The sequence below is a fragment of the Candidatus Vicinibacter affinis genome (assembly GCA_016714365.1).
GTDB lineage: Bacteria > Bacteroidota > Bacteroidia > Chitinophagales > Saprospiraceae > Vicinibacter > Vicinibacter affinis.
On the sequence record JADJNH010000005.1, the window covers coordinates 637,237 to 659,904 of the forward strand.

General features: G+C 36.3%; 18 protein-coding genes. 10 read left to right on the forward strand and 8 right to left on the reverse strand.

Annotated features, from left to right (window positions below):
* The first annotated feature begins 63 nt into the window (after positions 1 to 63).
* The 3 genes from IPJ53_02870 to IPJ53_02880 all read left to right on the forward strand — a co-directional run bounded on the left by IPJ53_02870 (position 64) and on the right by IPJ53_02880 (position 2,108).
* The gene (locus IPJ53_02870) at positions 64 to 1,104 is read left to right on the forward strand and encodes a PorV/PorQ family protein (GenBank protein MBK7798032.1); all 1,041 of its coding nucleotides are present in this window, start codon (positions 64 to 66) and stop codon (positions 1,102 to 1,104) included.
* A 120-nt stretch (positions 1,105 to 1,224) separates the two neighbouring features.
* Positions 1,225 to 1,698, forward strand: a complete 474-nt coding sequence (gene greA / locus IPJ53_02875) for a transcription elongation factor GreA (GenBank protein MBK7798033.1) — start codon at positions 1,225 to 1,227, stop codon at positions 1,696 to 1,698.
* On the forward strand, positions 1,698 to 2,108 hold the full coding sequence (locus IPJ53_02880) for an HIT family protein (GenBank protein ID MBK7798034.1): 411 nt from the start codon (positions 1,698 to 1,700) through the stop codon (positions 2,106 to 2,108). The genes greA and IPJ53_02880 overlap by 1 nt, the downstream gene beginning before the upstream one ends.
* A 1-nt stretch (position 2,109) precedes the next feature.
* Here IPJ53_02880 and IPJ53_02885 read toward each other — a convergent pair whose 3' ends face one another.
* Together IPJ53_02885 and IPJ53_02890 are read right to left on the reverse strand one after the other, a co-directional pair.
* On the reverse strand, positions 2,110 to 3,600 hold the full coding sequence (locus tag IPJ53_02885) for an aminotransferase class V-fold PLP-dependent enzyme (GenBank protein MBK7798035.1): 1,491 nt from the start codon (positions 3,598 to 3,600) through the stop codon (positions 2,110 to 2,112).
* 78 nt (positions 3,601 to 3,678) lie between these two features.
* Positions 3,679 to 5,589, reverse strand: coding sequence for a type IIA DNA topoisomerase subunit B (locus IPJ53_02890; protein MBK7798036.1), 1,911 nt, complete (start codon positions 5,587 to 5,589; stop codon positions 3,679 to 3,681).
* Positions 5,590 to 5,720: 131 nt separating this feature from the next.
* Here IPJ53_02890 and IPJ53_02895 point away from each other — a divergent pair, with 131 nt between their 5' ends.
* The 3 genes from IPJ53_02895 (at position 5,721) to IPJ53_02905 (ending at position 10,214) form a co-directional block, all read left to right on the forward strand.
* Positions 5,721 to 6,104 carry a dihydroneopterin aldolase gene (locus tag IPJ53_02895; protein ID MBK7798037.1) on the forward strand — a complete coding sequence of 128 codons (384 nt, stop codon included), beginning with the start codon at positions 5,721 to 5,723 and terminating at the stop codon, positions 6,102 to 6,104.
* A 113-nt stretch (positions 6,105 to 6,217) separates the two neighbouring features.
* Complete coding sequence (locus IPJ53_02900; protein ID MBK7798038.1) at positions 6,218 to 9,367, forward strand: M4 family metallopeptidase; 3,150 nt, start codon at positions 6,218 to 6,220, stop codon at positions 9,365 to 9,367.
* A gap of 172 nt (positions 9,368 to 9,539) precedes the next feature.
* A complete protein-coding gene (locus IPJ53_02905) occupies positions 9,540 to 10,214 on the forward strand; it encodes a glucosaminidase domain-containing protein (GenBank protein MBK7798039.1) in 675 nt (224 codons plus the stop codon).
* Positions 10,215 to 10,318: 104 nt separating this feature from the next.
* On the opposite strand, the gene pdxA is transcribed toward IPJ53_02905, so the two are convergent.
* The 5 genes from pdxA to IPJ53_02930 form a co-directional block, all read right to left on the reverse strand.
* The gene (gene pdxA / locus IPJ53_02910) at positions 10,319 to 11,377 is read right to left on the reverse strand and encodes a 4-hydroxythreonine-4-phosphate dehydrogenase PdxA (GenBank protein ID MBK7798040.1); all 1,059 of its coding nucleotides are present in this window, start codon (positions 11,375 to 11,377) and stop codon (positions 10,319 to 10,321) included.
* Between the two features lie 430 nt (positions 11,378 to 11,807).
* On the reverse strand, positions 11,808 to 12,149 hold the full coding sequence (locus tag IPJ53_02915; protein ID MBK7798041.1) for a hypothetical protein: 342 nt from the start codon (positions 12,147 to 12,149) through the stop codon (positions 11,808 to 11,810).
* Positions 12,150 to 12,371: 222 nt separating this feature from the next.
* Positions 12,372 to 13,121, reverse strand: a complete 750-nt coding sequence (gene lptB, locus IPJ53_02920; protein MBK7798042.1) for an LPS export ABC transporter ATP-binding protein — start codon at positions 13,119 to 13,121, stop codon at positions 12,372 to 12,374.
* Positions 13,121 to 14,698: an Ig-like domain-containing protein gene (locus tag IPJ53_02925; GenBank protein MBK7798043.1), complete on the reverse strand. Its 1,578-nt coding sequence runs from the start codon at positions 14,696 to 14,698 to the stop codon at positions 13,121 to 13,123. The genes lptB and IPJ53_02925 overlap by 1 nt, the downstream gene beginning before the upstream one ends.
* Positions 14,699 to 14,713: 15 nt before the next feature.
* Positions 14,714 to 16,216, reverse strand: a complete 1,503-nt coding sequence (locus tag IPJ53_02930) for a 2,3-bisphosphoglycerate-independent phosphoglycerate mutase (GenBank protein ID MBK7798044.1) — start codon at positions 16,214 to 16,216, stop codon at positions 14,714 to 14,716.
* A gap of 121 nt (positions 16,217 to 16,337) precedes the next feature.
* Here IPJ53_02930 and IPJ53_02935 point away from each other — a divergent pair, with 121 nt between their 5' ends.
* The gene (locus IPJ53_02935; GenBank protein MBK7798045.1) at positions 16,338 to 16,721 is read left to right on the forward strand and encodes a DUF4783 domain-containing protein; all 384 of its coding nucleotides are present in this window, start codon (positions 16,338 to 16,340) and stop codon (positions 16,719 to 16,721) included.
* A gap of 2 nt (positions 16,722 to 16,723) precedes the next feature.
* Here IPJ53_02935 and IPJ53_02940 read toward each other — a convergent pair whose 3' ends face one another.
* A complete protein-coding gene (locus tag IPJ53_02940; protein ID MBK7798046.1) occupies positions 16,724 to 17,614 on the reverse strand; it encodes a cyanophycinase in 891 nt (296 codons plus the stop codon).
* 84 nt (positions 17,615 to 17,698) lie between these two features.
* Here IPJ53_02940 and cphA point away from each other — a divergent pair, with 84 nt between their 5' ends.
* The 3 genes from cphA (at position 17,699) to IPJ53_02955 (ending at position 22,571) form a co-directional block, all read left to right on the forward strand.
* Positions 17,699 to 20,353 (forward strand): cyanophycin synthetase, encoded by a 2,655-nt coding sequence (cphA, locus tag IPJ53_02945; GenBank protein MBK7798047.1) that lies wholly within the window; start codon positions 17,699 to 17,701, stop codon positions 20,351 to 20,353.
* Positions 20,354 to 20,582: 229 nt separating this feature from the next.
* Complete coding sequence (locus IPJ53_02950; protein MBK7798048.1) at positions 20,583 to 22,043, forward strand: vanadium-dependent haloperoxidase; 1,461 nt, start codon at positions 20,583 to 20,585, stop codon at positions 22,041 to 22,043.
* Positions 22,044 to 22,115: 72 nt separating this feature from the next.
* Entirely contained in the window at positions 22,116 to 22,571 is a 456-nt protein-coding gene (locus IPJ53_02955) for a hypothetical protein (GenBank protein MBK7798049.1), read from the forward strand.
* The last annotated feature ends 97 nt before the right edge of the window (positions 22,572 to 22,668 follow it).

Genomic DNA, 22,668 nt, shown 5'->3' on the forward strand with positions numbered 1-22,668 from the left:
TTTTAAGTGAGAGTCTGTTGAAAGGCAGACTCTCGCCTTCATAAATATTAAAAAGAAAGCGATATGAATAAATTTTTACCATATGTGATTTTAAGCTTCCTTGTTTTAACGGTGGAAGTTCTTTTTGCCGGAAATCCTGACAGGCAGGGAGAAGCAGGTGCTTATGAACTATTAATTAATCCATGGGCAAGAGGATCTGCCATGAATAGTCTCAATGCTTCTTATGTAAAGGGTGTTGAAGCTTTGAGGGTAAATGTCTCGGGACTTGGAAGAATAAAACACTCTCAAGCTCTTGCCGGGCATACCAGATGGCTTGTTCCAAGTGGGGTGACCGTTAATTCATTTGGTTATGCCACTAAAGTGGGAAAAAATGGTGCCATAGGGATTGAGCTTATGTCATTGAGTTTTGGTGACATAAAAGTGACGACCACTACAGCCCCAGAGGGTACAGGAGCTACATACAGCCCTAATTTTTTCAACTTAGGAGTTGGTTATTCGCATAATTTTGGCGAGAAGGTGTCTGTTGGTATTTTAGTGCGAGGTGTATCTGAAAGTATTCAAGATCTAAGTGCATTTGGCTTTGCCATTGATGGTGGAGTGCAATATGTAACCGGTCCGGAAAATAATTTTCACCTGGGAATTGCCATTCGAAATGTTGGAAGTCCAATGAGATTCGGTGGTGAAGGATTGTCCACGCAATTGACAAGCCCTGAAAATACTGCTTTGACTTATGATGTTCGATTGTCAAATTTTGAGCTCCCATCTTTGTTACACTTAGGTTTGTCTTACGATTTTATTTTCAGTAATCTATTGACTGTCAGTCCTGTGGCTAATTTTACTTCAAACTCTTTTGGTCGGGATGTTATTGGTGCGGGTGCTGAATTGACGATAAAAGATATTTTTGGAGTAAGGGCTTCCTATGTTTATGAAATTGGTGATGCCGCTGGCGCCGGAGATGGTGCTTATACGGGTTTAGGCGCTGGTGTAAGTATAAATATACCTATGGACAAGAAGGGTAATAATATACTTGCAGTTGATTATGGTTACCGACCAACCAATCCGTTTTCCGGGACGCATAATATTGGGCTTGGCTTGAATTTTTAAATCTAATTGGAAACTTAACGAGACTTTAAATCGTTATCTAATAACTTATTTATACAGCTAAAGAACGTTTCCTTATACGAGGGGCGTTCTTTCGTTTTTTATTTAGCAAACAAAATCCTCATGACAACATTGAATTATTTAACTCAGGAAGGGTACGATAGAATGAAGATTGAATTGGATCATCTTAAAACCGTTGGCCGGCAAGATGTCGCAAAAGCGATTTCTGAAGCCAGGGAAAAAGGGGATTTATCTGAAAATGCAGAATACCATGCTGCAAAGGATGCCCAAGGAATGCTTGAGTTGAAAATCAACGAGCTTGAAAAGAAGTTGATGAATGTGAGAATCATCGACGAAAGTTCTATAGACACATCAAAAGTGGTTTTAATGACCAATGTGCGTTTACTAAATCATAAAGTGAATAAAGAAATTATTTACAAAATAGTTTCTGAGGCCGAGTCCGACATTAAAGCAAGTAAGATATCTGCAAGCTCACCCATAGGGCAAGGATTGTTAGGGAAGAAGGTGGGAGACAAGGCTTCTATCGAAACTCCCGGAGGAACCATGGTTTTAGAAATTTTGGAAATTACTGCCTGATGTCCAGTATATTTTCAAGAATTATAGCTGGTGAAATTCCCTGCTACAAGGTTGCTGAAACTAAAAATTGTTTTGCATTTCTTGATGTGAAACCTCTTACAAAAGGCCATGTTTTGGTAGTTCCAAAAACTGAAATTGATTATTATTTTGATATCGAAGAAGGGCTTTTTATTGAAATGAATCTTTTTGCAAAGGATTTGGCAAAGTCCATCGCTTCAGTAGTCCCATGTATTAAAGTTGGTGTAGCTGTGATTGGGCTGGAGGTTGCTCACGCTCATATTCATTTGGTCCCATTAAATAAAATCAGTGATTTAAATTTTAGCAATCCAAGAGTTGAAATCAATCAAGAAGAAATGATTTCAACTGCTACCGCTATTGCGATGGCATATGCGAATAATACTAAAAACTAATTCATTGTTTTGAATACAGGTGTTTTGGATTAAACCAATCCTTCACTTTTTGGCCTATCCATTGATCTTCAGTTGGGTCTTTAAATGAAATTTCATTTCGTTTTAAATCAAGTGTATAATCTTTTGCCCACTCTAAATGATGCTGACTTAATTCTTTAAGACATTTGATAACGAATTTAACTTCCTCATTTGTATTAGTGGGATGAAGAGATAATCTGATCCATCCAGCCTTAGAAGAATAGTCACCAGCGTTGATCATTTCTGTAACTATTTTGGAATATTCCTTATCAATGTTCAAAATATAATGGCCATAGGTTCCTGCACAGGAACAACCTCCCCTCACTTGAATTCCGAATCGATCATTTAGCATTTTAACCCCAAGGTTGTAATGAAGCCCTTCAATGTAAAATGAGACTACACAAAGTCTATCTTTATGTTTGGCTTCTAGAATATTGAAGCCTTCAATCCCATTTAATTCAGACCACAACATATCTACAATTTCCTGTTCTCTTTTCTTTATGTTTTGAACACCCATTTCTTCCTTTAGCTTAATGCATAAAGCGGTTCTGATTGTTTGAAGAAATGCAGGTGTTCCCCCATCTTCTCTTGATTCAATGTCATCAAGATATTTATGCTCTCCCCAAGGATTGGTCCAATCAACCGTTCCTCCTCCAGGGTTATCGGGGATTTTATTTTGATATAATTTCTTATTGAAAATTATAATCCCTGTTGATCCGGGGCCACCCAAGAATTTATGCGGGGAGAAATAAATTGCATCAAGATATTCATCAGGTTCAATGGGATGCATATTGATTTCAACATAGGGGGCACTGCAAGCAAAATCTACAAAACAATAACCGCCGGCAGCATGGATCATAGCTGCTATTTTGTGATAAGGAGTAAAGATTCCAGTAACATTAGAGCACGATGTAACGGCAGCAAATTTTACTTTCCGGGATTTATATTTGTCTAAAAGCAATTGGAAATACTCAAGATCAACTAAACCATTTGAATCTGGTTGGATTATTTCAACATCCGCAATGGTCTCTAACCAACTGGTTTGATTGGAATGATGTTCCATATGGGTAATGAATACAACAGGTCTTTCTGATTCAGTTAAATTTATTTGGTCTTTAAATTTTTCATGCAACCTTAGTCCTAGTATCCGTTGAAATTTGTTCACTACCCCTGTCATCCCGGAGTATGAAGAAATAATCAAATCTTCTGATGATGCATTTACATGTTTTTTAATAATGTGTAAAGCTTGATGGTAGGCTTCGGTCATTGCTTTGCCGGTACTGTTTGTTTCAGTATGTGTGTTGGCTACAAAAGGATAGATATTTTCCTTCAGATGTTCTTCAATTGGACTGTACATTCTGCCACTTGCAGTCCAATCTGCATATAATAGTTTTAATTCGTTTGAAAAAGGACTCTGAATAATTTGATTAATTCCAATTATTCCTTTTCTGAATTGTTTAAAATACTCCTCCATCAGACAAAGCTAAGGAGAATTAAATTCAGGTTTATGACTTCGAGTACGTAAATTTTAAGATTAAATGTACTGGATTTTTTATGAGACTAATTCTTCCTGGATTTCAGCACCCACATTTAAGGTGTCCATCTCATCCGGTTTTAACTGGTCGATATCTACCCTGAGATTTCCGATAATGAAATCCTGACGTTCCGGAGTGTTTTTCCCCATATAATATCCCAAAATGGTTTCGATATGACTGTCCTCATTTAAGATAACCGGTTCCAATCTTATATCCGGCCCTATGAAGTTTCCAAACTCTTCCGGACTAATTTCACCTAATCCTTTAAATCGGGTAATTTCTGCTTTTCCACGTAAGTTTTTTATCGCCTCTTGCTTCTCTTTTTCTGAGTAGCAATAAAATGTTTGTCTTTTATCTCTTACCCTGAAAAGGGGAGTTTCCAATATAAACAGATGTCCATTTCTTACTAACTCTGGAAAGAACTGCAGAAAAAAGGTCAGTAAAAGTAGTCGAATATGCATTCCATCTACGTCTGCATCTGTTGCAATCACCACTTTGTTAAATCTTAAGTTTTCTATACCATCTTCTATGTCCAAGGCATGTTGCAGAAGATTAAGTTCTTCATTTTCGTAGACAATTTTCTTTGTCATTCCAAAACAATTCAAAGGTTTCCCTCGCAATGAAAAAACCGCTTGAGATTCTACGTTTCTTGATTTTGTAATAGATCCACTTGCGGAATCACCTTCTGTGATAAAGAGGGTGGAATTGTCTCTGATTTCTGATTTCATTTTAGCATCTGTGAGGTGTACTCTGCAGTCTCTAAGTTTTTTATTGTGAAGATTTGCTTTTTTGGCTCTTTGATTTGCCAGTTTTTTAATTCCTGCTATTTCTTTTCGTTCACGTTCGGATTGAAGAATTCTACTCAGCATTTCTTTAGCAGTATCTGGAGTTTTATGCAGATAGTTGTTTAATTCCTTGCTGATGAAATCCATGATAAATGACCTTAAGGATGCACCTTCAGGTGAAATGGTCGTAGATCCCAATTTTGTTTTGGTCTGAGATTCAAAAACGGGTTCCTCAATACGAACAGAAACAGCTCCAATGATTCCTGTATGTATGTCTTTAACATCAAAATCTTTTTTATAAAATTCCCGAACCGTTTTAACGATTGCTTCTCGAAAATAATTTAAGTGAGTACCACCCTGGGAAGTATACTGACCATTCACAAAGCTGTAATACTGTTCACCGTATTGAAGCCCATGTGTAATAACCACTTCAATGTCATCCCCTTTTAAGTGAATCAACGGATAGTGGATAGTTTCCCCATCTGTTCTTCGCTCGAGCATATCCTTTAGTCCGTTTTTGGAAACGTATGTTTTATTGAGATAATGTATTCTCAATCCTGCATTCAAATAGGCATAATGCCAAATTCTGCTTTCAATGAATTCATGAATAAATCTGAATTTTGTGAAAATTTTTTCATCAGGTCTGAAAATAATGGTTGTTCCGTTGGGCTCATCCACTGATTTAAGATTATAATCTTTAGTAAGATTACCATAACTAAATTCAGCTGCTTTACATTTCCCTTCTCTAACAGATTGAACCTTAAAATAGGAAGACAGTGCATTAACTGCTTTCGTTCCAACTCCGTTTAATCCAACGGATTTTTTAAAAGCTTTAGAATCGTATTTTCCTCCGGTATTTATTTGTGAAACGCATTCGATCACTTTCCCTAATGGAATACCTCTTCCATAGTCTCTAACGGTCACTAAACCATCAGTAATCTCAATGTCTACTTCCCTGCCAAAACCCATAACATACTCATCAATGCAGTTGTCGATAACTTCTTTTAAGAGGATGTAAATTCCATCATCAATACTACTGCCATCTCCGAGCTTACCGATGTACATCCCGGGTCTAAGTCTTATATGTTCTTTCCAATCAAGTGATCGGATGTTTTCTTCGGTATAACTGTTTTGCAGTGCCATATTACTTACAATTAAAACTGTAAATATAGTACATATTATAATATTATTTAATTTGAAATCAGTTTGGTAGTTTTATAAAATAATTGGATGAAATTGCAGAACCTAATTACTTGACCATGTACTTTTGATCTATGGCTAAATCAATAGATTCTGTTATTGAGTTGAATCAACTCGAATTTTATGTCAGACATGGTGTTTACCCTTTGGAGAAAGAAGTAAGACAAACTTTTAAAGTTGATTTAAAATTAACAATTGAGCTTCCAGCAAAACAAAGAGTAACTCTTAATGAAACGGTTGATTACACAAAAGTCTATTCGGTGGTTGCAGAAATTATGGAAATTCCGGAAGAACTATTGGAAAATCTAATCTTGAAAATTTTGGATGCCATTTTTGATAGATTCAAACCAGTCCTTTCATGCAGTTGCAGGATAGAAAAATTTCCCCAATTGGGAGGACGGGGTTCTGTGGCATTATGTCTTAGCCAGAAAAGAAATTTTAACGGCAATGAAATTTAAGGGCTTTGGACAAATTTTAAAATAGAATTATTAGTTGGTTAATTGCCAAAGTCCGGAATTAAGATTAAACCAAATAGCCCAATAAAAGTTATATTTTTGTAAAAAATTATAAAATGGCAAATAAATTATTTTTTTCTTGTTTATCAATGTTCTTGTTTTTTGGGTTAGAAGCTCAGTCATCCAACACAATTATAGCCAGAAACCCAACAAACGGTTATTTGTCCTCTATAACGGTACCACAAGGTGATGATATTGAGCAAAAGTATTTTTTTCAAATATTTGAAAAAACCCTTGGCCTAAATCAGGAGTCTACTATGAAATTAAGTGCAGAAACAAGGGATCAATATGGAATGAGTCACTTCAGGTATAAACAATATTACAAAGGTTATCCGGTCTATGGAGCAGATTATATCCTTCATGGGAAGAAAGATAAAATTGACCATGCACAAGGGCTTATAATTCCAGAAATTGATTTCAATCCGTTGGTAGCAATTTCTAGTATTGAAGCAACAAAAATAGCCCATGGCAAGATGTCAAATGGAGCGTTGGCTAATTTGCATAATGATGGACATAAATCTGAGAATTCAATAAATCAACTTGTCGTGATCAATTCTCTTTATCCGTTTGCAGGTGGTGATATGAAATTGGCTTATCTGGTTGAACTTCATTCTTACGAGCCATTGGAATTTAAGAAGTTTTTCATCGACGCTCATACAGGTGAAGTAATCCATGAATTCAATACATTAATGACTTGTTTTGGAGAAAAGGGTACCATGGAAACATTGTATCACGGCTCAAGAGAAGTACTTACCGAAAAAGAAGGAGATAACTTTGTAACCAAGGACCTATCTAGAGGGAAAGGGATTATAGTTAAAAGTGTAAATGGTAAAGTATATTCAGATTCTGATAACATTTGGGAAGCAGGGTCTGTAGAGCAAAAGAATGGTGCTTTCGATTTATTCTGGGGCGCTCAAAGCACTTATGACTTTTATAAAAGTAAGTTGTCCCGAGCCAGCGTAGATGGAAATGATATGCAGATCAATGCAATCTTGTTGGATTCAGGAGCCTATAACAATGCTTTTTGGGATGGAACCATTAGAACAATAAATTTTGGATTAGGGGATAACAAAACCTTTAAAACTTTTACCGCACTAGATGTTGTGGGTCATGAATTAACGCATGGCGTTACCCAATTTTCCGCAGGTTTAGAGTACCTCTATGAGTCAGGTGCAATGAATGAAGCCTTTAGCGATATTTTTGGTAAATCCGTTGAGTATTATTATGATCAACAAAGTTTTAATTGGCTAATAGGGGGTAAAGTCACCGTAAATCCTAATTCTGCATTGAGAAGTATGGAAGATCCAAACCGTTTTAGCAACCCAAAATTGTATAAAGGGCGTTTTTGGGTTACGGGTTCTTCAGATAACGGCGGCGTACATTCTAATAGCGGAGTATTAAATTATTGGTTTTACCTATTGAGTAATGGAGGAACAGGTAAGAATGAATTAAATAAAGATTTTGCTGTAGAGAAAATGGGTTTTGATACCTCTATTATTGTCGCATATAACCTGTTAACCAATTATTTAACTCCTACGTCTACCTACCTTGAAGCAAAAGAGGCATGTATGAAAATGGTAGCGTCATGGTGGGGTATTTGTTCGCCGGCGTATAATAATGTGGCAGAAGCCTGGAAAGCAGTAGGACTGGGTAACAGTCCGCTTGATAATGACCTTCAGATATTTAATGACCGGAATGGGTTATTGGCCTGCAAGGACGGACTCTTTACGCTGGAGTCACGGATTGTTAACAACAGCTGTACACAAAAAATTCTTGCCGGGGAAGAACTGGAACTGAGTTATAAGTTGGAAAATTTACCTGAGGTAAAAGAAATTTTAAAACTAAATCAGGATTTAAATCCGGGAGACCACATTGTATATACTTTTTCACAGAATCCGGTCATCACCAAACCAGGAAACTCAAGAATAGCCGTTTCTATCAACCTCCTTAATGACAGTGACACAAGCAACAACAAATACAATATCTTGGTTTCACGAAGTCCAAATAATTCGGATCATGACTTCTCCATCAACCGTCTCAGCCTTATTGGTTCAGCTTGTCCAACAGGTGACCTTCGCTATACCGGATCACTCATTGCAAATTACACCGGTTGTTCAGTGGTGCCTGCCTTTAGTGACTTTATGCTTGAATTGAAGTTTGGTGATAGTTTGGTCGCTTATAATTTTAAAAACCGAACTTCAGTTTACCCAAATGGCACTCTACGGGATCAGGGATTGGTTATTCCTAGAAATTTTCTTGGAATTAAAAAAGTTGAAGCAAGATTGATTTGGCAAAAAGACACCGTATTAACTAATAATAAGACCAACTTTCAAATAGTATTTATTGATTATACAGGTAAAGGCGAGGTTGAAAGTTTCTCTAATGGCAAGTATGATTCAACGCGAGTGCAGATTTTTTCAGATTCCTTTTCAAGAGTGGGCATAAATACCCAAACTGTATTAAATTCATCGGCCTTTGTAACCACCGGATCAGATGTATTCAATTCAGTAGGTAATTTTATCCCGGTAAGTGCAACTGATCCAAATACTTTTATTCGAGTGAACCCAAAGTTTACATCAACTCTCTATTTATGTGCAGATATTGGCGCCCTTGTCAAACCAATTCTCAGGTTTAAACTAATTCAGAAATTAGGTACAGTTAATTATGATTCAATGGGTCTTAATCCAAAATTAGCAGCATTTACAAGAGTAAGTTTCAAGGACAGATCTGGTGGACCACTTGGAGTAGTGTTTTATCAATTAGCCGAGAAGGTGCAAAATGTAAATCAAATACAGGTGGAAATACCAATTGGTACGCATCAAATTGAGATAACCAATCTTTGCTTAAATGGGGCTATTGATCCGGTTAGTGGAGAAATATCATTAGAGAATGATATTGTGGTCCTAGATGATGTAGTGATTGATGAGTTAATAACCTCAGTTGAAGATCCACAGGTAGCAGACCTTTTATTAGTCCCCAACCCGACCAACGGTGCTATGGTACTTTTCAATCAGTCCCTTGATGATTCAGAAATTGTTCAATATCAGATTTTGGATCCTTTGGGTAGAATGGTCGTGAGCTCATTCATTCGGAATTCAAGGAGAGAGGAAATCCACTTACCAGTTAATTTAGCCTCAGGCCAATATCTATTAAAATATTTCCTTAGTAACGGGAAGCAAGGTTTAAAGAAATTTACCAAAATTTAAATGCGGGTATTTTGCTAAACATTTAGAGGGTAATCGAATATACATTAAATATTTATTTAACCTGTAATTAGCTGATAAATAAAGACTATATATATTAAACCCCCCTTCTGATTTGTAAAATTGGTATTATTTTTGTGTTACCAGAACCGATACCATTTGATAAAATCAGATTATGAATCGTATTGGTCTTTTACTAGTTGTGTTGATCCAGTCCTTGTTGTTTTTAAATACACGTCCCATTAGTGTTCAAGAGCGGTATATGGATCAATATAAGGACATGGCAATGAGTGAGATGAAGAGAAGTGGAATTCCGGCCTCTATAAAAATGGCACAAGGAATTATGGAATCCCAATCTGGTAGAAGTGAATTGGCAAAAAATGCCAACAATCATTTTGGAATAAAATGCAAAGCCAATTGGGATGGGGAGACTTATTTACATGTAGATGATGATCGTGATTCACTTGGAAATTTAACTCATTCTTGTTTCAGAATGTATCCATCTCCGGAAGATTCTTACAAAGACCATACTGAATTTCTTACCAAAAGATCCAGATATAAATGTCTTTTCAGCCTATCAAAAAGTGATTACTATTCTTGGGCATATGGTTTGAAAAAGTGTGGATATGCAACAGATCCATCATATCCCGTCAAACTTATACAAACTATAGAAAAATATGATTTGTATATGCTGGACAAAGAAGTCATTCAAGCTGAAGGCCAAGAATATATACCCATTGAAGAAAAGTTAACTGTTCAAGAGCCTGTAAAACCGACCATGAAAGAAATCCAAACTAAAAAGTCAGCAAGCAAAAATGGCAAGTTGAAAAGAAAAAAGATATATAGGTAAAAACTAAATATGAGAAATATGTGTTTATCTTTGCGAAGCCAAGGTTGTCGGGGTCGAAGTAAACCAATCTCAAACCTAGACGAATGTTAATAGAGTGAACTAACCTACTCGCTCATTTCTTCTGACAGCTTTGGCCTTTTTCTTAACACATTCTGCCTCATTTCAACATATCCCTTTCTTAAAGCCACAATGTCTTTAGCCTTTACAATGGCATGAAACATTGATTTGAAATCAGCCTCGTTTCGGCCAGCAATATCAAAAGCAGTTCCATGGTCTGGAGAGGTTCTTACAAAGGGCAGTCCAGCCGTAAAATTTACGCCCTCATGGAAAGAAAGAGTTTTAAATGGTATCAATCCCTGATCATGATACATTGCAAGTATGCCATCAAATTTTGCAAAATGCCCGGACCCAAAAAATCCATCTGCAGAATATGGACCGGCCACAAAAACACCACTCTTCTTAGCTTCAATAATTGCAGGTCTGATTATTTCCTCCTCTTCAGAACCCAACATACCTTCTTCACCGGCATGTGGATTAAGTCCCAAAACTGCAATATGTGGTTTTTCAATACCAAAATCCTTAATCAGCGATTGCTCCATTATTTGGATTTTACGACTAATTAATTCCTTTGTGATCTGTGAGGTGACCTGGCTTAATGGAAGATGATCTGTAACAAGGCCTACTTTAAGCTTTTCACTGACCATCATCATTAATACCTCCTTTGAGTTGGTTTTATCTTTTAAATAATCTGTATGTCCTGTAAAAGGAAACCCAGCTAATTTCATTGAATATTTATGAATAGGGCCGGTTACCAATGCATCAAGAGTTCCGTTTTTCAAATCCTCCAGGGCATTATCTAAAGCCATCATTGCAAATTTACCTCCTTCCACTGAAGGTTTTCCTAAGTTAATGGTAACGTTATCGGTCCAACTATTAACTACATTAATTCTTCCGGATTTCGGTTTTTCTCCAGGATTAATCACATTAAGGGAAAGGTTTTCCAGATTGACAATATTTTTATGATAAGAGGCAATTTTAATATTTCCGTAAATTACGGGCGTTATATATTGAAAAATGCTTTCCTGAGAAAGTGATTTTAAGATAACCTCCAGACTAACACTATTTATGTCACCACTTGTAATACCTATTTTTATTTTTTCCATTGGGCAATTTTTAATCAAGAAAGCAAATATACACTCCATTTACTTAAATCGAGGCATCAAAGAAGGGTCGAAGGTTGATCTTGAGCATGAATTAGAATCAGGTTGAATAATTCACAAGTAAAGTAAAAGAACAATATTTGGCAATATTATAGCCATATTGGTTCCAACAATACCGCATTCTAAAAGGAGTCAATGTCCAATTTTTATTAAGTCTGTCACCTAGACTAATTCAAAATTTTATTCAAAATTAATTTGATGTTTATTTATCATCATAGTAAAGTAAAATCTTTTTTAAGTAGGCAGAAGAATTTTTAATAATGCAATTGTTTTAAATCTATAAAATTGAAACAATGCAATTAGAGGCAATTATTAACACTAAGAATAAAAATAAGTTTGGCCTAAACTAAACGGGAATATCGTTTTAAATCCATTAGTTAACTTGTTGGCCTGGAGGCAGCAGAGTGTCTCCTTTTGGTCGATTCGGTTTATTAAATTTAGGAAATGAAATTTCAGGTTTGATGGGTCTGAAAGTATCGTAGGGAACAGAAATACTGTCAAATTTTGATTTTTTTGATTCCATTTTCAAAATCGAATCAACTTTTGATTGACTAATACTCATCAAATTTCTTCTACATACATCTAACTTTTCTTTGAAATATTTTTCTTTTCTTTCATTTAATTTTGATTGAACCAAAGAATCGAGTTTATTGCCATCTGGATTTTGGCAGGAGAAATTTAATAAAATTAGAATTGTTAATAATAAGTACTTCATAGTTTTCTCAATAACTTTATTTCAACCCGACGTACTTCAATAATACTGTCCACTAAAAAAGACAGTTCCTTTTCCTCTAAAATTTTACACAAAGAATCAGCTTCTTGATTATAAGCCAAATTTTGGGCATTAAAAATACTATCGGCCAAATGAAAGGAACGATTTTCTAATTCAGAATTTACATCTGAACAAGCACATAAATAAAATAAGATTATAAAAAAACTAAAGTACTTCACGTTCTGGTTTTCTTTTTTTAAGTTCAAAATTTTGCCCCAAATAAACTCTTCGCACATTTTCATCTGCGGCCAATTCTTCGGCGGTACCGCTTTTTAAAATTCTACCTTCAAAAATAAGATATGCTCGATCTGTTATAGACAAAGTTTCCTGAACATTATGATCTGTAATCAGGATACCAATATTTTTTCCCTTCAGAGTGGCGACGATGCTTTGTATATCTTCTACGGCAATTGGATCAATTCCTGCAAATGGTTCATCCAGAAGGATAAAACTTGGATCTGAAGCAAGAGCTCTGGCAATTTCTGTTCTACGTCTTTCACCACCTGAAAGGGAATCCCCGGGATTTTTTCTAACTTTCGATAATTGAAATTCATCAATGAGACTCTCCAATTTTGAACGTTGCTCTTCTTTAGATAGATTACCCATCTCAAGTATCGCTTTTATATTGTTTTCTACACTTAATTTTCTAAATACAGATGGTTCCTGAGGCAGATAACCAAGACCTTTTCTAGCTCTTATATACATTGCTTCCTTGGTAACATCCATATCATCCAGGAACACTTTTCCAACATCAGGTGTGATGAATCCAACAATCATATAAAATGTGGTGGTTTTTCCTGCACCATTTGGACCAAGCAAGCCAACAATTTCTCCCTGTTGGACATTAATGTTTACACCATTGACAACGGTCCGGTTACCATATTTCTTGATTAAGTTTTCAGTTCGTAAAATCATTATTTAATATTAAATGTAACTTCAATTTCCCAGTCAGGTCTGAGCTCTTCCAATGGCCAGTTCCAGATTTTTTCCGGGTACGTTTTATTGATGTAATTTACCGGATCCCACTCCTGGTTATTATTGGAGTCCAGTATCAACCTGGCATTATACTTTCCTGGGTCAACAGATTTGAAATTTATAATTTCATTTTCATTCCCAGCTACAAAGATACGTTCAGCAAGAACTTTTTCTTTATCCAAAATCTGGAAAATGTATTGTGAGCTTTTAGTCAAATTTTCTAATGTAACTTTTATTTTGGACAAACTACTTTCACTAATTAGATTTAATTTTATTGTATCGGCTGAATTATATAACCCATTTATGCTCCTTGTAAGAAATGAATCCAGTACAACTGTATTCTCAGTCAAGTTGTGGAAATTGAAATTTATTTCAACAATTCGTGGATCATCCTTATTTGAGGTCATTGTATAGTTAGATGGAGGTAGTGTTTTAATTTTTGAAGAGTCAATATAAATTATGGCCTCCTTACTTAAGAGTCTTAAAGGCTGACCTGGTTTTATGAAGCGGGATGTTGGAATAAGTATTTCCTTTTGCAGTTTTGTTTGGTTTTGCAAACTAGATTTAAGAATTGCAGTATCAAATTTGTTTTCATATTGAAGGATTGCAATTGAACTGGTATCAGATTCATACCAGAATACCAGACTGTCTTTTGCATTCCATATAAATTTATTTGATACGTTTTTTATATTTAACTTAAGATCACCGGAACTTCGGTTAAAAATATATACGCCTTTCCCTTGGCTCGTTCTAAAATCTTTAATAGTCAGGGGTAATTTTTCTTGAGAGATCCAGAGTAAGATATTATTATTTGAAGTATCACTTAGTTGCAAATTCTCATTCAAGAAGCCAATAGACTCAGCAGTTTGGTCATAAATATAATTTTGATTCTTGTCCAGGAGTGTGAAGATCTTATAAGTTCCATGTCGAATATGATCTAAAGTAAAATTTCCATCTTTATCTGTCCAACTGAAGTAATCCGGTTTAAGTTTACTTACTGCAGAATCATTTAAATTGCTATGAAGTAAAACCAAGGCTTTATCCTGGCCCTTTGAAGTTCTAGGGTCGCGTACGCTACCTTTAATTTGGAGAGAATCTATAACATTTCCTGTGGAAAATACATATTTAATATTCGTTGCAGGATTTTGGGCAGTTAGGTCTTTAATTGCTTCCCCAAGGTTTATCGAGTAGGTAGTTGAATCTTTCAACACTTCATTTTCATTTAGCTCTATTACTAAAGATTTTTTATTTAACTTGTATTTTAGAGGAAATGTCGTTGGAGGTGAGATAATGATATTTTGAGTTGGGTTGTTTAGAGTGATCCACTCGTCAAATGTTATGATTATTTTTTTACTATTGAAATTTTTGCTATAATTCGGTGTTGACTTTTCAATTAAAATTTTCGGAGGAATTTTATCATCCGGTCCACCGGAAATATTTTTGATATTTGCACAAGAGCCCCCAAAAAGTACGGAGACATACAGTATATAATAAAGTTTTCTGGATATTGAAAACATGAAGATCTTCTTTAATTAAATTAGCGAATTACCGGTCATTTTTTCCGGAACAGGGAGTTCCATTAGATTTAACAAAGTAGGGGCAATATCAGCCAATTTTCCATTTTTTAATTTTAAAGTTTTATTATTACTAATTAATATGCAAGGTACAGGATTCATGGTGTGGGCGGTGTTTGGACTCCCATCTGTATTAATCATAAACTCAGCATTTCCGTGATCGGCCAGTATGATAATTTCATAATTATTTAATTGAGCAAAAGGTATAATTTTTTCAAGGCAACTGTCAACTGATTCAATTGCCTTGACAACCGCATTATAAACCCCTGTATGTCCTACCATATCAGCGTTGGCAAAATTAATACAAATAAAATCAGGATGATTATTTTGAATGTCTTCCAATAAGGATTGGGTTAAGGTAGATGCTGACATCTCAGGTTGAAGATCATAGGTAGCTACTTTGGGTGAAGGGATCAGGATCCTCCTCTCACCCACAAATTTGCTTTCTTTACCACCATTAAAAAAGAAGCTGACATGCGGATATTTTTCAGTTTCTGCAATCCGCAATTGCGTTAATCCATATCTTGAAAGTGTTTCACCCAATGTCTCTAAAATATCTTGTTTTCCAAAGAGAACTCTAATATTTTTATATTCTTCTTTGTAGTTAGTCATGGTGACATAATGCAAAGAATGCGCAGACATATCAAATTCAGGAAAATCATTTTGTGTCAAAGCTTCTGTTAATTGCCGCAATCTGTCTGTCCTGAAGTTAAAACACAATACTGCGTCTTCGTTATTTATTTTCACAGGATTTATTGAGCAATATGCATCGAGAAATTCATCTGTAGTACCCGTTTCGTAACTGGCAATGATGGCTTTGCAAAAATCATTGGTCTTTTTCCCAATTCCATGAATATATAGATCATATGCTTTTTTCGTTCTTTCCCAACGTTTGTCTCGGTCCATAGCAAAATACCTTCCAATGATGCTTACAATTCTTGACCTTTTTCCTTGTAAATAGTTTGTGGTTTTTTCGATAAAGTGAATTCCGGAATGAGGATCAGTATCCCTTCCATCAAGAATCGCATGAATTGAAATTGTCTTAACCTTTGTGGCCTCCAGCAAATCTATTAATCCAAACAGATGATTTATATGACTATGGACTCCACCATCAGAGACCAATCCAATAATATGTAAAGGTTTGTCATGTTTTTCACAATAGGAAATTAAATCCAAGAATTCAGAATTAGTCGACATTTCTCCTGATTTGAAGGCCTTGTCAATCAAACCTAAATCCTGATATACAACTCTTCCTGCTCCCAAATTTAAGTGCCCAACTTCAGAATTTCCAAATTGGCCATCCGGAAGACCAACTTCCGGTCCATAGGTGACAAGACTACTGTTGGGATACTTATCAATCAGCAAATCATAGTATGGGGTACGAGCTGCGTGGATTGCATCTGCCAAGTCATTTTGGCCAATTCCCCATCCATCAAGAATCATGAGCATTGCTTTTTTCATATTTTTCAAAACAGCATTTTAAAAGTTAAAGTTGCATGTTATTTATAGAAATAGCCATAAATTTAACCAAGAAGTGGAACCATCAGTTCTTCAGGTATGTTTTCAATGTAAATCTCTCAATATGAAATACTTAATTTCTGTCATTTTGTTGGTATGTGTGATGAGTGTCCATGCTCAGACAAAGCATCCTGCATTCGATGCTTTAGGGCGTGGTGATTTGGTGGCTCTGGGAGCCCAGTTGGACGAGCGGGTTGAATTTTGTATGAATGGAAAAATATCCTATCTCGACAAGACAGATGTAGTAAAGGCCTTAAAGTCATTTTTAGATGCAAATCCCCCAAAATCATGTACTCCACTCCATAAAGGAGTTTCCAAAGGAAATGAGTCAAATTATTTAATTGCACAATTCTCAAGTACCAACGGACGAAATTTCAGGGTCTTTTTATATGCTGAAGAAAACACAAACGGCAGATACATACAAGAATTAAAGATTGATGCGCAATAGCCTTAGGTCAGGTTTCCCTTTGATTCCAACATAAGCGCTTCCTCCTGGGTAAGTATTTGAATTGATCCATCACCCAGGTTAAAACGATCTCCGGTTGCTAAAATATGAGTCGTTAAATTAGCAATGGAAAGGGGGGTGTCGTTTTTCAGGATATTGAATTTATTGTGAGTAAGTTTTTTTGCATCAAAAAGGATAACCATTCCGGAGCCAATTACCCGGCACTCATTTGATTTTTTTATAATAATGGCGGTATCTTCAGCCAAACCTATACCAAGCAAATTTGGGAACTGGGCCATGGCTTCAGCTAATCTTCCAAATCGACCCCGCTGGATAAAATGTGAATCAATCACCGCATGAGTGACAAATCCCATTCCAGTTTTCATTTTTAGATTTCCTTTTCTCAAAGCATCGGGGCTGGATCCCCCAGATATCATCTCATGGCTCATGCACATTGCTCCGGCACTTGTTCCCGCCAAAACAAAATTACTTTCATATAATTTTCTAAAAAGCAGTTCATGCATTTTAGTTTGTCCTATTTGCTTTACGATTTCACTTTGGTCGCCTCCGGAAAACATGAGGCAATCAGCATTTTCGATTAGCTTCAGATTATTACTTGTTTGGGCTTCATCTCTCGATCTGATGTCCATTATGTGAATTGATTCACACCCGAGGGTTCCAAAAGCCTGTAAATAGTTATCTCCTACCTCAATTGGAATCCTTGAGGCCGTTGTAATCACCACTATCTGAGCCTTATTCCCACCACTTTCTTTAACCACATTTGCCAAAATGCCCTGTTGAATAAAGTCATGGGTGTACATCTCATTAGGTCCACTTCCCTTGTCTTCATTTCCTCCGATTGGGATAAGTGTACCTTTAAATTCTAATTTCTCCATAATTAAGCGATGCAAAACTAAATATACTCTTTTGAATACAAACTTATTTCTTAATATTGGCCAATATAAAAACAGAATGAAAATATGCGAATAAGAGAAATAAACGTCATGAAAGGACCCAATTATTGGAGTATCCGAAGGCATAAACTGATTGTAATGGTTTTGGATCTTGAAGATTTGGAACAAAAACCTACCAATCATATTCCAGGATTTCTTGATCGTTTAAAGGATTTGCTCCCAGGTTTATACGGTCACCGTTGTTCTGTGGGTAACGAGGGCGGGTTCTATCAACGAATTGAGGAAGGTACCTGGATGGGTCATGTTGTGGAGCACATTGCTTTGGAAATTCAAACAATGGCAGGTATGGATGTTGGTTTTGGGCGTACCAGAACATACGGGGAAGAAGGTGTTTATCATGTTGTATTTGACTATCTGGAGGAAAAAGTTGGCGTTTACGCAGCCAAGGCATCTGTAAGGATTGCCGAAGCTTTGGTTGAAGGGAATTCCTACGATCTGTCTCCAGATCTTCAGGAAATGAGGGAATTAAGGGAAAGCAATCGCCTTGGCCCGAGTACAGGATCGATTATTGAAGAGGCTCAAGCCAGAGGAATTCCGTGGATAAGATTGAATAAATATAGCCTCTGTCAATTAGGTTATGGAAGGAATCAACGGAGGATTCAGGCTACTGTTACAAATAAGACCTCTAACATAGGTGTCGAGATTGCAAAAGACAAAGAGGAGACTAAATACCTGTTAAATCAAGCCGAAATACCAGTCCCCAAAGGTGAAATAGTCCGGACTGAGGCCGGGCTTAAGGATGCTATAAATTATCTTAAATATCCATTGGTCATAAAGCCAATTAATGGAAATCATGGTAGAGGTATCACTACCAATATACAGAGTTGGGATCAGGCAGTGAATGCTTTGCACAACGCGAAGAGGGTCTCCACTTCAGTTATCGTCGAACAATTTATTACCGGTGAAGATTACCGTATTTTGGTCATAAATCACAAGATGGTAGCTGCCGCTAAAAGATTGCCTGCAAGGATAATAGGCGACGGGAAACATACAGTTCAACAATTAATTGACCTGGTAAATGCTGATCCCAGAAGAGGATATGGACATGAAAAAGTGTTGACAAGTATTTCGATTGATGAAATTACCTTGAAGTTACTGGAACTGAAAGGATATACACTGGACACCATAATTTCAAAAGGAGAAATTTTAGTTGTAAAAGATACTGCAAACCTTTCTACTGGTGGAACCTCTGTGGATGTAACAGATATTGTCCACCCGTCTATAGTATTTATGGCAGAAAGGATTTCCAGAGTAGTAGATCTGGATATTTGTGGAATTGATTTTATGACAAATGATATCAGTTCCCCAGTTTATGAAACACGAGGTGCAGTGCTTGAAGTAAATGCCGGGCCAGGATTCCGAATGCATCTAGCACCTGCTGAGGGGTTACCAAGAAATGTTGCCGCACCGGTTATTGACATGTTATATCCGCCGGGTTCACCTTCAAGAATTCCAATTGTTGCAGTAACAGGAACCAATGGGAAGACTACTACCACCAGGCTGATGGCACACATGGTGAAAATGAAGGGATATACGGTAGGTTATACCACTACGGATGGAATATATGTTCAAAACCATATGATGATGAGTGGAGACTGCTCCGGACCTGGCAGTGCGGAATTTGTATTAAGGGATCCAACGGTAAATTTTGCTGTTTTCGAAACTGCAAGAGGAGGTATCCTTAGAGCAGGTTTAGGGTTTAAAAATTGTGATACTTGTATTGTCACCAATATTGCACCAGACCATCTTGGACTAAAAGGAATTCATACTTTGGAACAATTAGCCAAGGTAAAGGCTGTGGTTGTGGAGTCTGTTAAACCAGACGGATATGCCATTCTCAATGCAGATGACGACCTGGTTTATGCTATGAGAGAAAAAGCAAATTGTAAAATCGCCTTGTTTTCTATGGACGAAAACAACAGAAAGATTAAAAAACACATGAGAGAGGGTGGATTATGTGCCATCTATGAGAACGGATTTATCACTATATGCAAAGGGGAATGGAAACTCAGGGTAACCAAAGCGGTAAACGTTCCTTTAACATTTGGTGGAAAAGCAAGTTTTATGATCCAGAATGTACTACCAGCTACTTTGGCAGGTTATATACATGGTTTCGAACTCGGTGACCTCAGTTCAAGTTTAGAAAGTTTTATTCCTTCACCTGCGCAAACTCCAGGTAGACTTAATTTATTTAATTTTAAGAATTTTGATGTTATTCTTGACTATGCTCATAATGCAGCTGGACTTAATGCCCTCAAAAAGCTAGTTGAGAAAATGGATGGAAGCCCAAAAGTTGGAATTATTGCCGGTATAGGTGACCGTCGCAAGGAAGACAATGAAGCAATTGGATCTGTAGCAGCTTCTATTTTTGATGAACTGATTATCAGACAGGATAAACATCTGAGAGGAAGATCAGAGCAGGAAATTGTTGAAATGATGGTAAGGGGTATTAAACAATATGATCCTGAGAAAAAAATCACCATTATCTCAAATGAAAAAGAGGCAATTTCATACGCCATTGAGAATGCAAAACAAGGATCATTAATCGTTATTTGCAGTGATTCCGTCACAGACTCTCTCCTACAAGTTCAAAAATACAAAGAAGAAGAAGCCAGTAAATACTATGAATTTAACAAAAATGATATTCCAAATAGAAGCTAAAGTATTATAATAATGTCAAATTACGTATTATTTTATTATTTAATATAAAATTTTTCTATTTTTACAATTCATCAGTGGAATCTTCAACCTATAAAAAAAATTTATATATATAAAATATTTTTTTAAGGAAAATCAATTTTGGTTAACAAAATCACGTCGAAATCTATAATTTTGCACACGTTAAACTGAACTGACCAAGCAATTCTGAATTATCAACCTATTTTCAATTATGAAATCAAATTTTATAAAATTAGGCGCATTACTTCTCTTCGTAGTACTCATGATGCCTTCTTGTCGAAAAAGCGAGACCCAGACCGAATTTAATAATGCTGCAAGTTTTGACTATAAAGTTGTCCATTCGTGGAATGAATTATTTTTAAATATAGATAAGGATGCCTTAGGTTTCAGACCAGGACCTGGTCCAAGGGCTTTAGCTTACATGTCAATAGCCGCCTATGAGGTATGCGTACCTGGGATGCCAAAGTACAATTCATTAAAAAATCTGCCTAACTTTCAGGGAGCAAAAATTCCTGAACTCACCGGATCTAAAGATTTACATTACCCTTCAGCGGTTAATGCAGCTTATGCCTTCTTGATGAGTAAAATGTTTGAAAAGGTAAGTTTTTTCCAATCCGGTACCGGAAGCCATATTGCAAATAATGCTGAAGCTCAGCAAATGATTGAGAATTTAAGACTAAGTCTTGAAAATGAATACAAGAGCCAAATAAATAACACTAAGTACATTAATTCAAAGGCTTGGGGCGAGGATGTTGCCAGAGCAATTTGGGAATGGTCTACAACAGATAAAATTGGTCATGAGGCTTATCTTAATCCACTAAGCAACGATCCAACTAAGACACCATATCACAATTGGAAGGAAAAAAGTTTGGATGCATCCGGAAATAGAATCCCAGGGAAATGGGCGCCGACAAATGACAACCCGGATGGGGGGATGTTTCCTTTTTGGGGGCAGGTTCGCACCTTTGCTACCAATAATTCTCAAAAAATTTCGAGACCTCCATTGCCTTATAGTGAAGCTAAAAGTTCTCAATGGTATGCAAATAACTTAGAAGTTTATGCAGCCACCACACCCAAAGCCAGTTATGAAGACGAGTGGGTTGCAGAATTCTGGTCTGACGATCTCTTTGGTCTAACTTTTGCGCCTCCTCCAAGAATGGTCGCTGTTATGGATCAGGTTTTTGTGAAGCAAAATTCAACTTTGGAAGAAGCCGTATATGCCAATGCATTGATGGGTATTACTTTGAATGACTGTGCAGTGGTTTGTTGGAATTCAAAGTGGTATTATAATACCGAAAGACCAGAGCATTTTATAAAAGATCAAATTGATCCTTCCTGGGAATCTCAACTGGATCACCCTTATACCGGACAGAAAGGGGTAACACCTGCTTTTCCTGCCTATCCATCAGGTCATTCGACATTTGGAGGTGGGGGAGCATTTGCCTTGGCCGCAGTTTGGGGAGATCATTATACCTTAACTGATAGATGTCACGAAAATCGCACTGAGTTCATTGGATCTCCAAGAACTTTCTATAACTTTAGTGATTTGGGGCTTGAAGATGCATTGTCGAGAATACCTTTAGGTGTTCACATTCGAATTGATTGTGTGGAAGGTGTTAGATTAGGCAGAGAGGTTGGAGCTCGTGTTTCTGCACTTCCATGGAGAAAGTAATGAACAATTTATTATAAACTTATAAATTAAAAGACCAGCTATTTTAGCTGGTTTTTTTTTTAAATTTTGCCTATGAAACTGTATACATTGCTTCTTTTTGCAGTATTTTTTATTGCTTGTACGGATAAAAACAAGCGGATTTTCCATGAAGAAAAATATGAGAATGGACAAATAAAAAGAACCTATTATAAAGTTAATGGGTCGTTCCAGGATACGATGTTCGATTATTACAATACCGGAGAATTAAAAAAAATAAGGCTATTTAAAGATGGGAAACAGCATGGAAGAGCTTTGAACTTTTATAAAACGGGCGAGCTTGAGGAGGTACAGTATTTTGTTGATGGTTTACAGGAGGGTGGAGACACCTTGTTCTATAAAAACGGTAACAAGAAATTTACCGCCCAATTTGTAAAAAACCTTAAGACTGGTCCTTTTCAAAGGTGGTCAGAGCATAAAGACAGTATGGAACTTGAAACAATGTTTAGAAACGATACCTTACTGTTATACAAAACGGCCACGGAGAAATAAAATGATTCTCTGGTAATTTGTTTTTAGAATATCTACAAAACCCATGTATCAAATGGGAAACAGGTTTTTGATACTTGAGGAAGATTAATTCTATAGA